This is a genomic window from Oribacterium sp. C9, assembly GCF_002007235.1.
Taxonomy (GTDB): domain Bacteria; phylum Bacillota; class Clostridia; order Lachnospirales; family Lachnospiraceae; genus Oribacterium.
Window position 1 is genome coordinate 43,445 of record NZ_MUHW01000004.1, and the last position, 13,133, is coordinate 56,577.

Consider the following 13,133-nt stretch of genomic DNA (forward strand, 5'->3'; position numbering starts at 1 on the left):
AAAAACCCACATGTTTGTAATAATGCGAAAAAATAACTTATTATCTTCGGCATGTATTAAAACACATGGGTGATGTTATGATATCAGACTCTGAGATTTGATCCCTTGAAATCTCTTTCGAGCTCACGTTTCTGCTGCTTCTTCGCAAGATCCGCACGCTTGTCATAGAGCTTCTTACCGCGGCAGAGACCTACCTCTACCTTTACAAGAGATTTTCTGAAGTAAACTCTGAGAGGAACGAGAGCGTAGCCCTGCTCCTTCAGCTTTCCGACGAGCTTGTTGATCTCGTACTTGTGCATGAGAAGCTTACGGTCCCTGAGAGCATCCTTGTTGAAGATATTGCCCTTCTCGTAGGGATTTATATGCATGCCGAGGATATATACCTCGCTGTTTCGTATACTGCAGTAGGCCTCTTTGATGGAGCATTGACCCATACGAAGTGACTTGACCTCGGTACCGGCAAGTTCGATGCCGCACTCGAAGGTCTCGTCCACAAAATAATCGTGATATGCTTTTTTGTTGTTGGCAATAAGCTTTGTGCCTTCTTCTTTTCCGTAATTAGCCATATATTACCTCACTTAAATCAGTCTTCGACAGGTTGTACTAATTGAAAATCTATGGTTCTGGTGAGCTTGTCGGCTCTCATGGCTCTGACATGAACCTTGTCTCCAAGTCTGTAGACTTTGCCGGTACGTTCTCCCACGAGCTCGTACTTATCCTCGTGGAATATGAAATAATCGCTGTCCATAAGTCGGAGAGACACCATACCCTCAACGGTGTTAGGAAGCTCCACATAGAGACCATAGCTGGTGATTCCTGAAACCACGCCGTCAAACTCCTCGTCGATATGACGCATCATCCACTCACACTCTTTAAGCTTGTCAGTCTCTCTCTCGGCTTCGTCCGCACGTCTTTCCAGAGTGGAAGAGCGATCTGCAACGTTGGGGAGCAGATTTCGATAATGCTCAAGGCGGCGGTTCTTAAGCTCTCCTCTCAGATCCTCCTTGATTATACGATGGATCTGGAGATCCGGGTATCTTCTTATAGGAGAAGTGAAGTGACAGTAGTACTTTGCGGCGAGGCCGAAGTGACCGCTGCACTCGGTTGAGTAGCGTGCCTGCTTCATTGACCTTAAGGTCATGGTCTTTATGATAGGCTCCTCAGGGGTACCCTCGATCGACTCGAGAAGCTTCTGAACTTCCTTTGGTCGTATGCTTTCCTCGTCACGCATTCTTATGAAGTGACCGAAATTGGAAACTGCAAGGCTGAGTGCCGTGAACTTTTCAGGATCCGGCTTCTCATGAACTCTGTAGACAAACGGTATCTGCTGCCAGAAGAAATCCTCAGCCACAGTCTCATTGGCTGCCAGCATGAAGTCCTCGATCAGCATGTGAGCTTCGTTGCGGATGTAAGGAAGAATCTCTGTGACCTTACCCTTTTCGTCAAGCAGGATCTTCGTCTCAGGGAAGTCAAAATCGATTCCACCGCGCTCATGACGCTTCTTACGAAGGATCTTTGAAAGCTCGTACATCCTTTCGATCATCTCCTTATACGGAAGATAAGTAGATAGGTCCTCGCCGTTTGTGAGCTCTGCGCCTGTAAGGATGGAATGAACACCGTTGTAGGTCATTCGTTTATTTGACTTGATGACTGACTCACAGATCTCATGATCCAGCATCTTACCGCTCTTGTCGAAATCCATTATACAGGTAAGAGCCAGTCGATTCTCACCTTCATTGAGAGAGCAGATTCCGTTGCAAAGCACTCTCGGAAGCATAGGGATGACTCTGTCTGTGAGGTAAACCGAAGTTCCTCGGTTCAGAGCCTCCTGATCGATGAGGGAGTGTTCTGTTACATACTGAGTAACGTCTGCGATATGTACGTAAAGCTTGTATATGCCTGTCTTCTCGTCATAATCGAGAGAGATAGCGTCATCCAGATCCTTTGCGTCCTCACCGTCGATGGTGACAGTAGTAAGATCTCTGAAATCGTGGGCGCTTCTCTGGGCGATGAGCTCCTCAGGCACGCTGTCCGGCACGGATTCCGCCGCCTTCATGATGTCCTTCGGAAATGTCTCCGGAAGTCCGTAGGCACGAACGATAGAGAGGATGTCCACGCCGGGATCATTGACATGTCCGAGTATCTCCTTGATGATGCCTTCCGGCTTGTGATGTGCGTCTCCATAGTTAAGGATCTTTACTACAACCTTGTGACCGTTGACGGCACGCATGTCCTTGCCCTGAGGGATGAAGATATCCTTCAGTATCCTCTGGTTATCCGGTTCAACGAAGCCTACGGATTTATTCTTTCGATATATACCGACAATTTCCTTGTTGGCGTGCTCGAGAACCTGAGTGATATGACCCTCTGAACGATGGTTCCCGTCACTGTTCCTTGTGATAATGATTCTGACCTTATCACCATCGAGGGCCTGACCGATGTAGTCCTCCGGGATGAAAATATCTTCCTCATCCTCATGACCCTCGAGACTTACGAAACCGAAGCCTCGCTGGTTTGCTGTAAATGTACCTACGTGGGTGAAGTTCTCGGTACGTCCGTATTTGCCTTTCTGGGAAATGCCTATCTTTCCGGTGGCTACCAGCTTGTCCAGCACCTCCTGGAGGGCGGCGCGTTCAGCCTTTGGTATGCCGATAAGATTTGCCATTTCCTTTGCCTTCATGGGCTGATAGATCTTGTCCTTTACGAGATCCACGATCAGCTTGGAAAGCTTTTCCTTCTGATAATCTTCCATAAATAAAAAAACTCCTTGTCCGGACAGTATAGTCCGTCGAAATGGGGTGGTGCAATAAAAAACGCACCTGCATACATTGTATGCAGGCGCGTAGCAAATGTCATTAAATCAATGCTTTAATTTACCAAATGATATCAAGGATGAGAGCTACAGCAAAGAAAGCAACTGCTGCGAACTTTGTGAACTTCTCAAGTCCACCCTCGATGGAACGACCCTTGTTCTTTGACCAGTAAGACTCAGCCATACCGGAAATAGCACCAAGACCGGCGCTCTTACCTTCCTGCATAAGAATGATAGCAGAAAGAGCTAAACCAATAAGACAAAATATAATAACAAGTGCGATTTTCATAAATCCTCACCACCTTACAAACAATATAATTTGAAATACCGTAGTACTATAACACGACAGAACTGCAAATGCAAGAGGATTTGAACTGACCTGATACTGTTATAGTCAGTACAGACTCCGGGTCACAGGATCAGTATACATGTCTGCCTAGTTCTCAGGTGAGTAATCGAAAGGAAGATTCAGGAGCCTGTCTGCAAGAGCAGTGGGATCTTCGCCTTTTGCGGTTGAGAAAAGTCTGATACTGCCTTCAGACTTTCTGTCGTTAAGGAGCTCCGCTTCCTTTAGGCGTCTTCTGGTCTCTCTGGAAGTTCCGTAGGCTCCATCGTAAAAGGTCACATCATACCCCAGTGCCTCACGTATCTTTTTCATGGCGAAGGGGAAGTGGGTGCAGCCCAGAACGACGCTGTCCACAAGCTTGCCTTCGCCTCCGTCCTCTGTTTTTCTGAAGGGCTTAAGAAGGTCCTTCAGATAATCGAGAAGATCCCGGGAATTCTCTTTTCCTGATTCCACGAGAGGAACGATACCCGGCGCCGCTACAGCGTGGATATCGGCATTTTCGGAAAAACGTCCTATGAGGTGATGGAGACGTTCTCCATGGATGGTGGCACTGGTGGCCAGAACAAGGACGTGTGGGTAAGCTGTCTCGGCCTTATCCACTGCCGGCTTCACTGCCGGTTCCATACCTACTATTATGGTTTCAGGGTACTTTTCTCTGAGGTAGGTGGCAGCAGCAGAGGTAGCGGTGTTGCAGGCTATGACTATAGCCTTTGCGCCATGCTCGAACAGAAAGTTAATGTTGCTGTCACACATCTCTTTTATCCGCTCTTCGCTTTTTTCCCCGTAGGGAGCATTTATGCTGTCTCCTAAAAATATATAATCTTCATTTGGCATATCGTGTTTGAGGACACGAAGTACCGAGATCCCACCGACACCTGAATCAAAAACTCCGATGGGAGATGACTTTGAAATCATTTGCATTTCTCCGAAATAATAAATATTGCCGATCAGGGCTTATATCAACAATAAAAAACAAACAACTGATCGCGCTATGATATTTACAGCATAGTTCTATTTAATGAGGAAATCAAGTCGGCGGGTGCCACCGGCTAAAGCAGCGGAGACCGATGGTTGCAGAATGAAGTCCCGCTGTCTATGGCAGAGCGGACCATCGACTATGTGCTGTTGATTTTTTTACTTATGCAAAATATACTTATACTAACTATGTTTCTACAGAATGGAGGCCCATTATGACTAGTGTAGACAAGGTCAGTGTAAGTGAACTTATAAAGAAGGAAAAGCTTGTTAACCTCACTCCTGATGTGAGTACCGATGATAAATTTATAAATATTCCCAATGTAAACCGTCCGGCGCTTCAGCTCACAGGTTTCTTCGATCAGTTTGATTCTGAACGTGTACAGATCATCGGAAACGTTGAGAATGCTTATCTCATGTCATTTGAGGCTCCTCAGCGCCGTGCAAAGTATGATGCCATCACGAAATACAACATGCCATGCATCATTTATGCCAGAAATATCGAGCCCGACAGCTGCATGATAGACGCCTGCCGTGCTGCTCAGATACCGCTTCTTCAGTCACCGAGACCTACTACAGAGCTTGAAGCTGAGATCATCGGCTGGCTGAAGGTAAAGATGGCTCCTATGATCTCCGTTCATGGAGTTCTGGTAGACGTATACGGTGAAGGTGTTCTCATCATGGGAGATTCAGGTATCGGTAAGTCAGAGGCGGCGCTCGAGCTCATTAAGCGCGGACACAGACTGGTTTCCGATGACGTGGTTGAGATCAGAAAGGTAAGTGACGAGACTCTGGTAGGCTCAGCGCCTGATATAACCAAGCACTTTATCGAGCTTCGAGGCATTGGCATCATAGACGTTATGCAGATGTTCGGTGTAGAGTGCGTTATGGATACACAGAATATCAACATGGTCATCAAGCTTGCCGAGTGGTCAAAGGACAAGGACTACGACAGACTGGGTCTCAAGGATAATTATACGGAATTTCTCGGAAACAAAGTTATATGCTATGATATTCCGGTTCGTCCTGGACGTAATATCGCCATCATCGTTGAGTGTGCGGCTGTAAACAACCGTGCAAAGAAGATGGGTTACAATGCGGCTCAGGTACTCTATGACAGAGTTACAGCCAACATGAAGTCAGGCGAAGATTGATGATATATTCTCTTTATTTGGAGGTTTATGAAGGTTTTAAAAAATGAACCTATGGACAAGCATACAAGCTTCAGAGTAGGCGGTCCTGCAAAGGTTTACGTGGTTCCTGAGGATGAGTATGAGCTCATGAAACTTATAGAGTTCTTACACTCAGAGAAGCTTTTATACAATATAATAGGAAACGGTACAAATTTGCTGGTGAGTGACGAGGGTGTTGATTCCATAGTCATAGAGATAGGAAAATCTCTGGATGGTATTGAATTTGTCGCCGGTGGTGGAAAAGAAGAGTGTGCGGATGCTGACGGAATCTATCGTATCAGAGCCCTCGCCGGAACATCTCTAGGAAAGACAGCACAGTTTGCGGCAAATCACAGCCTTACAGGCATGGAAGCCCTCAGGGGCATACCTGGAACAGTGGGCGGTGCCGTGACCATGAATGCAGGAGCCTATGGTACAGAGATGTGTGATGTTCTTGAATCGGTTGAGGTCATCACTAAGGACGGAAAGTTAAAGGAACTTCCTGCCGGAGAGCTTAAGCTTTCGTACCGTTACAGCGTGGTTCCCGAGGAGGGGTATGTTGTGGCGGCGGCAACATTTGCACTGAAAAAGGGTGACAAAAAGGCTATAGAGGCTGAGATGGCTGACTACCAGCAGAGACGTAAGGACAAGCAGCCTATAGAGAAATTCTCTGCAGGCTCCACCTTCAAGAGACCTGAGGGGCACTTTGCCGGAAAGCTCATCGAGGACTGCGGACTTCGCGGCTTCAGACACGGCGGTGCACAGGTAAGCGAGAAGCACTGCGGCTTTGTCATTAACGACGGAGGTGCGAGGGCAGCAGACGTTTACTGGCTGATCGCGGAAATACGTAAAAGAGTTCTTATGGAGCAGGGTGTGGAGCTCACTCCGGAGGTCAAATTATGGGGAAGCTTCTGATAGTGACAGGCATGAGCGGCGCCGGAAAGACCATAGCGCTTAAATCTCTGGAGGATATGGGATACTATTGCGTTGACAATCTTCCGATTCCTCTGGCAGACAAGTTTGCAGAACTCATAACTGATGGAAACGAGCAGATAACCAAGGCGGCTCTCGGTATAGATGTGCGTTCCGGAAAGGACCTGCCTTTACTTAAGGAGATATTTGATGACTGGGATATAAAGGGCAACGTGGATTACGATGTCCTTTTTCTCAATGCTTCTGACGAGGCTCTCATCAAGAGATTCAAGGAAACGAGACGCGCCCATCCTTTGAGTAAGGATGGCAGGGTGGAGACGGGAATCGATGCCGAGAGACAGGAAATGGGCTGGCTCAAAGAGAAGGCTGATTTCATCATCGACACATCCCATCTGCTTACAAAGGAGCTCAGAAAGCAGATCGCGGATATCTTCGAGAAGAACCGCGCCTATGAAAATCTGCAGGTGACCATACTCAGTTTCGGATTCAAATACGGAATCCCGGATGACGCTGATCTTCTTTTTGATGTGAGATTCCTTCCGAATCCATACTATGTTCCTGAACTAAAGACTCATACGGGACTGGAACAGGATGTGAGGGATTTTGTCAGGAAGGATGGCACAGCTGATGAATTTCTGGTAAAGTTACATGACATGGTCAGCTTCCTCATTCCTCATTATATAGAAGAGGGAAAGAATCAGCTGGTGATAGGGATAGGCTGTACAGGCGGAAAGCATCGTTCCGTGACTATAGCAAGTCTTTTATATGATAAACTGAAGAAGACCGCGGATTATGGATTGAGACTGGACCACAGAGACATTAGCCAGCATTGAAGCTATAAAATTTTCTTATGGGTAAAGCTGTTACACTATAAGAAGCTTGTATAGGAGATGGATTTTTCATCGTAATCGCCTATATTTGTTGATAAAGAGAAAAATGTTCAACAAAATGTGACCGGCTTTAAAGAACTATTATAATACTTTTATATAATGCCCGGAGGTTTTATGGCGCAAGGGTCAAAATCTAAGGTGTCTTTTTCAAGCAGAGTAAAGGATGAGTTAAGGAAAAAAGACTTTACAGCTTATGAAAAAGTTATTAATATTGGAAACGTCGATTCACGTGATTTTGAGACTCGTTCTTATGTCAGAGAACGCTTTTTGAATTCCGGGTCGGTGACTGATCCGAAGAAGGATTATCATCTGGAGTTCGTATGCGATGGAGCGGAAGATGCCGATCGTGTTTCTGTTGAACTTCGTACATTCGGACTGGAGCCGAGGATCATGGATCGCAACGGTCATCTGGTTGTGTACTTAAAGGATGCTTCACAGATCTCCGATGTTCTGAATCTCATGGGTGCGGTTGACGGACTCATGGAATTTGAGAATACGCGTATCCTGAAGGAAGTGAGCGAGAAAGTAAATCGTCGTGTCAACTGTGAGACTGCCAACCTTCAAAGAACAGTTTCGGCAGGTATACGGCAGATTGAAGATATAGAATTGATAGAGAAGGAACTGGGACTTCGTAAGATAGACCCGGGACTGCGAGAGATAGCCGAGAAGCGCTTAGAGGATCCCAATGCTTCCCTTGCTGAACTTGCAGAACGTCTGAGTGAACCGATTGGAAAGAGCGGAGCCAATCACCGTATGAGGAAGCTGGCAAGTATTGCCGATGAGTTACGTAAAAAGACCGCAAGGGGAGTATAAAAAAGAAGTTGAGTTTTTTGTTGGTTAGCAATGTAAAACGTGATTTTCATTGCGGACATCTAGCTGATCTTCATGGAGGACAATGATGAAGGACACAAACGTGGTAGTAAATTTACCAAAGAAATCTGATGACCATCCGGTTGCTATGCTTGTACAGATCGCAAGTAGATATGAGTCACGTATTTACATGGCAGACGGCCCAAGAAAAGTTAACGCAAAGTCTATTATGGGTATGATGGCACTTGGCATCAACAACGGTCAGGAGCTTGTTGTATCTGCAGAAGGTTCAGATGAGGCTGATGCAGTAACTGCTATCTCAGAGTATCTTCGCGGCGAAGCAGTTTAATTGACATATAGATCATTACGGGATATTCAGGCAGTCGCTTATGCGGCTGTCTTTTTTTGATAAAAATCAGAACATATATTCTAAAATTGAACTTGATGTGCTATGATATGACATAAGTGTCGTGATAAATATTAAGGAGTTTCAGATGGGTTTTACACATTTACATGTACATACTTCATACAGTCTTTTGGATGGCGCCGGAAGGATACCGGAGATGGTGGCGAGGTGCAAGGAACTGGGGATGGACTCCATGGCGATCACGGATCACGGAGTTATGTATGGCGTTATTGATTTTTATAAAGAGGCCAGGAAGCAGGGAATAAAGCCTATACTTGGATGCGAGATATATCTGACTTCCGGTTCCAGATTCGACAGGGAGATCGTAAAGGGCGACGATAGATATTATCATCTGGTACTTTTGGCTGAGAACGATACAGGCTATGAAAACCTCATGAAGATAGTTTCTTTGGGATTCACAGACGGCTACTACTATAAGCCCCGTGTGGATTATGAGACTCTGGAGATGTACCATGAGGGAATCATAGCTCTTTCGGCTTGTCTTGCGGGAGAAGTATCGAAGAATCTGGCGAGAAGCATGTACGATGAGGCGAAGGCTGCAGCCCTTCACTATCAGAGCATCTTCGGAGAGGGTAATTTCTTTCTGGAGCTTCAGGATCATGGATATCCGGAGCAGAAGCGTGTCAATGCAGGTCTCCTGCAGCTTCATGAAGAAACAGGTATACCTCTTGTGGCTACAAACGATATTCACTACACCTTCAAGTCTGATGCTGAGGCTCACGACATACTTCTTTGTCTACAGACAGGAAAAAAGGTGGCGGACGAGAATCGTATGCGCTATCCGGGAGGACAGTTCTACATTAAGTCTGAGGAAGAGATGCGTGCGCTCTTTCCATATGCCCAGGAAGCGCTGGACAACACCCACAGGATCGCGGAGAGATGTAATGTCGAGATAGAGTTCGGACATTACCATCTTCCCAAGTATGAGGTTCCTGAGGGATATACATCACTCAGTTATCTCACAGAGCTTTGTGAGAACGGACTGAAAGAGCGTTACGGTGATGAAGCAGACAGGCACAGAGAACGTCTTCAGTATGAACTTGATACCATCACATCCATGGGTTTTGTGGATTATTTCCTTATAGTCTGGGATTATATACATTTTGCAAAGACACATGATATATCCGTTGGTCCGGGAAGAGGTTCAGCGGCAGGATCCATAGTCGCCTATGCCATAGGCATTACCGATATCGACCCTATGCGTTACAATCTTATCTTCGAGCGTTTCCTGAATCCGGAACGTGTAACCATGCCCGATGTGGACGTGGATTTCGAATACGAAAGACGTCAGGAGGTCATTGATTATGTCACTGAAAAATATGGTAAGGACAATGTAACACAGATCGTCACCTTCGGTACTCTTGCGGCAAAGGGCGTTATCAGAGACGTGGGGCGTGTTCTGGACATACCTTATGCGAAGTGCGATATTATAGCGAAGCTGGTTCCAAATGAGCTCAACATGACTCTGGACAGGGCTCTCGAGATCAGTCCGGATCTTAAAAAGATGTATGAGTCTGACGAAGAGACATATCGTATCATCACCATGAGTAAGAGACTTGAGGGACTTCCGAGACACAGCTCCATGCATGCTGCGGGAGTGGTTATCTCCGGTCAGCCTGTAGTGAACTATGTGCCTCTTTCCAGAGGTTCCGACGGTTCTGTCACCACCCAGTTCACTATGACCACTATTGAGGAGCTCGGTCTTCTCAAGATGGATTTCCTCGGCCTTCGTACCCTGACGGTCATAAAGGATGCTATAAGATTTGCAAATCAGTCCCGTGGCATAGAGCTCACTGTAGACAATATGGATTACAACGACCCTAAGGTCTATCACATGATCTCACAGGGAAAGTGCGAGGGAGTGTTCCAGCTGGAATCTGCGGGTATGAAAAACTTCATGAAGGAGTTAAGACCCGAGAACATCGAAGATATCATAGCCGGAGTGGCACTCTACAGACCGGGCCCTATGGATTTCATTCCGAAGTATATAAAGGGAAAACGCAATCCGGGACTCATCACCTATGACTGCCCGGAGATAAAACCTATCCTCGAAAACACCTACGGATGTATCGTTTATCAGGAGCAGGTTATGCAGATCGTTCGTGATCTCGCGGGCTATTCAATGGGACGTTCCGACCTCGTTCGCCGTGCCATGAGTAAGAAGAAGGCTTCTGTCATGGAAAAGGAGCGTCAGAATTTCGTTTACGGAAACAAGGAGGAAGGGATCCCTGGCTGTATCGCCAGGGGTATAGATGAAACTACAGCAAATCACATCTATGATGAGATGATCGATTTCGCCAAGTATGCCTTCAACAAGTCCCATGCTGCCTGCTATGCGGTGGTAGCATATCAGACCGCTTACCTTCGCTGCTATTATCCGGCAGAATTTTTTGCTGCTCTTATGACATCTTTTATGGATAATCAGGGAAAAACTGCCGAATATATAGATGTGGTGAAGTCATTCGGCATAAAGATACTGCCGCCTGATGTGAACACGGCAGAGATAGGCTTTTCAGTAAGCGATGGTGCCATCAGATATGGACTCAGTGCCGTAAAGGGAGTAGGACGTACCGCGGCACTCCAGATCATAAATGAACGTAAGCTTCATGGTCCGTTTAAGGATTTTGAAGACTTCGTCATGAGAGTGACGGAGAAAGGCATTAACAGAAGAGCCATAGAGTATTTTATCCAGGCCGGCGGCACCGACGGAATGAAGGGAAACCGCAGGGAAAAGATGGCTGTGACGCCGATGATCATCGACAGCAAGGCCAAGGAAAAGGTGAATTCCATGGCAGGCCAGATGACTCTCGCAGATCTTTTGGGAGAGGATAACAAGGAAGCGGCGGAGTTCCGCATCACCATGCCGAAACTCACTGAATATACCAAGGGAGAGATACTTCAGTTCGAGAAGGAGGCTCTGGGATTCTATCTCAGCGGTCATCCTCTGGACGAGTACATGGATGCTATAAAGGCCAATGTTTCAGCGTCGAGCTTTGACTTCCGAAGGGATCCAGAGTCCGGTAATGTGAATCTCAGGAACAAGCAGAGGGTCACTATCGGTGGAATCATCACTGAGGTGAAGACCAAGATAACATCGAAGCAGCAAAAGCAGATGGCTTTCATACAGCTTGAAGATATGGTGGGTACAGTGGAGGTTGTAGTATTCCCGAATGTTTTCGAGATAAAGCGTTCACTTCTTACCGAGGACAGAAAGGTGTTTATTTACGGGTATGTGGATGGCACCGGTGACGGAGACAGTAAGCTCATTGCCGACAATATCTACAGCTTTGAGGAGGCACCTAAGGAGCTGTGGCTTCAGTTTGAGTCCAAGGAAAGCTTCCTTGGTCTGCAGCAGAAGGTAGACAGGGTCATATATGAACACCAGGGTTCGGATTTTGTATCTATTTATCTCAGAAAGGAAAAGGCAGTGAAAAATCTGAACAGGAATCAGGCGGTTCATGTGAATGATGCACTACTGAAGGAGTTTGAACATATGGTTGGTGAAAAAAATGTCAAAGTTACATACAAAGTATTGAAAAAAATACAAAATTAAACTATTATATAAACTCAGTTTGAATTAATTTTCGATTTCAAATGTCGCCATAAGGCTATTATTAGGGAGAATCTAGACAAAAAGTGGAGGAATAACTATGGCTGCAAAATCTGTAAAAACAATAGGCGTTTTAACATCAGGTGGTGACGCGCCGGGAATGAACGCCTGCGTTCGTTCTGTTGTAAGAACCGCTATTCATGAGGGACTTAAGGTTAAAGGTATCATGAGAGGTTATGCAGGCCTTCTTCAGGAGGAAATCGTTGATATGGATACAACATCCGTATCCGATACCATCAGCCATGGAGGAACTATTTTATATACAGCAAGATGTATGGAATTTACAACACCTGAGGGTCAGCAGCGTGGAGCTGAGATCTGCAGAAAGCACGGAATCGACGGTATAGTCGTTGTCGGCGGTGACGGTTCTTTCCGCGGAGCAGGAAAGCTTTCAGCATTAGGCATTAACACCATCGGTGTTCCGGGTACTATCGACCTCGATATCGCCTGCACAGATTATACTATCGGTTTTGATACAGCCATCAACACAGCTATGGATGCTATCGATAAGCTGAGAGATACTTCCACATCTCACGAGCGTTGTTCAATCATCGAGGTAATGGGAAGGCGCGCAGGATATATCGCTCTCTGGTGCGGTGTTGCCAACGGTGCCGAGGAGATCCTCATTCCTGAGCGTTACGATGGCGACGAGCAGGCTATCATCAATCGTATCATCGAGGCACGTAAGAGAGGAAAGAAGCATTATATCATCATCAATGCTGAGGGTATCGGTCACAGTGCATCTATGGCAAAGCGTATCGAGGCTGCAACCGGTATCGAGACAAGAGCTACCATCCTCGGACATATCCAGCGTGGTGGTTCACCGACCTGTAAGGACCGTTACTATGCATCCATGATGGGTGCAAAGGCAGCAGAGCTCCTTTGTCAGGGTAAGTCAAACCGTGTAGTTGCTTATAAGAACGGTGAGTTCGTAGATTTCGACATTCAGGAAGCACTTCAGATGAAGAAGGATATCCCTGAGGAGCAGTACAGAATCGCAAGTCTTCTCGTAAGATAACGGACGATTCTGCTTACCATAGTTGATTCCGGCGGGATCAATAAATAATAGAAGATAATAGGGATGCGGTGTGGGTAGTTTCTTCACCGCATCTTTTTTATTATCATGACTTCGCCCGGACGATTATCTTTTTTATTTGC

Annotated in this window: 11 protein-coding genes; 7 read left to right on the forward strand and 4 right to left on the reverse strand. The window is 46.2% G+C overall.

The window, feature by feature from the left end; translation table 11 throughout:
* Positions 1-83: 83 nt before the first annotated feature.
* From smpB to murI, 4 genes are all read right to left on the reverse strand, one after another.
* Positions 84-566 (reverse strand): SsrA-binding protein SmpB, encoded by a 483-nt coding sequence (smpB, locus tag BXO88_RS03705; protein ID WP_078036421.1) that lies wholly within the window; start codon positions 564-566, stop codon positions 84-86.
* A 17-nt stretch (positions 567-583) separates the two neighbouring features.
* Positions 584-2,752: a ribonuclease R gene (gene rnr / locus BXO88_RS03710; protein WP_078036422.1), complete on the reverse strand. Its 2,169-nt coding sequence runs from the start codon at positions 2,750-2,752 to the stop codon at positions 584-586.
* Positions 2,753-2,873: 121 nt separating this feature from the next.
* Entirely contained in the window at positions 2,874-3,101 is a 228-nt protein-coding gene (gene secG, locus BXO88_RS03715; protein ID WP_078036423.1) for a preprotein translocase subunit SecG, read from the reverse strand.
* Between the two features lie 147 nt (positions 3,102-3,248).
* A complete protein-coding gene (gene murI / locus BXO88_RS03720; protein WP_242945142.1) occupies positions 3,249-4,073 on the reverse strand; it encodes a glutamate racemase in 825 nt (274 codons plus the stop codon).
* Positions 4,074-4,348: 275 nt separating this feature from the next.
* On the opposite strand from murI, the gene hprK reads away from it, so the two are divergent.
* From hprK to pfkA, 7 genes are all read left to right on the forward strand, one after another.
* Positions 4,349-5,287 (forward strand): HPr(Ser) kinase/phosphatase, encoded by a 939-nt coding sequence (gene hprK, locus BXO88_RS03725; RefSeq protein ID WP_078036425.1) that lies wholly within the window; start codon positions 4,349-4,351, stop codon positions 5,285-5,287.
* A 27-nt stretch (positions 5,288-5,314) separates the two neighbouring features.
* Complete coding sequence (gene murB, locus BXO88_RS03730; protein ID WP_078036426.1) at positions 5,315-6,220, forward strand: UDP-N-acetylmuramate dehydrogenase; 906 nt, start codon at positions 5,315-5,317, stop codon at positions 6,218-6,220.
* The gene (gene rapZ, locus BXO88_RS03735; protein WP_078036427.1) at positions 6,205-7,071 is read left to right on the forward strand and encodes an RNase adapter RapZ; all 867 of its coding nucleotides are present in this window, start codon (positions 6,205-6,207) and stop codon (positions 7,069-7,071) included. Before murB ends, rapZ begins: the two co-directional genes overlap by 16 nt.
* Positions 7,072-7,242: 171 nt before the next feature.
* Complete coding sequence (gene whiA / locus BXO88_RS03740) at positions 7,243-7,941, forward strand: DNA-binding protein WhiA (RefSeq protein ID WP_036611980.1); 699 nt, start codon at positions 7,243-7,245, stop codon at positions 7,939-7,941.
* 85 nt (positions 7,942-8,026) lie between these two features.
* Positions 8,027-8,287 (forward strand): HPr family phosphocarrier protein, encoded by a 261-nt coding sequence (locus BXO88_RS03745; RefSeq protein WP_078036428.1) that lies wholly within the window; start codon positions 8,027-8,029, stop codon positions 8,285-8,287.
* Positions 8,288-8,432: 145 nt separating this feature from the next.
* Positions 8,433-11,918: a DNA polymerase III subunit alpha gene (locus BXO88_RS03750; RefSeq protein ID WP_078036429.1), complete on the forward strand. Its 3,486-nt coding sequence runs from the start codon at positions 8,433-8,435 to the stop codon at positions 11,916-11,918.
* 97 nt (positions 11,919-12,015) lie between these two features.
* Positions 12,016-12,993, forward strand: a complete 978-nt coding sequence (gene pfkA, locus BXO88_RS03755; RefSeq protein ID WP_044996673.1) for a 6-phosphofructokinase — start codon at positions 12,016-12,018, stop codon at positions 12,991-12,993.
* The last annotated feature ends 140 nt before the right edge of the window (positions 12,994-13,133 follow it).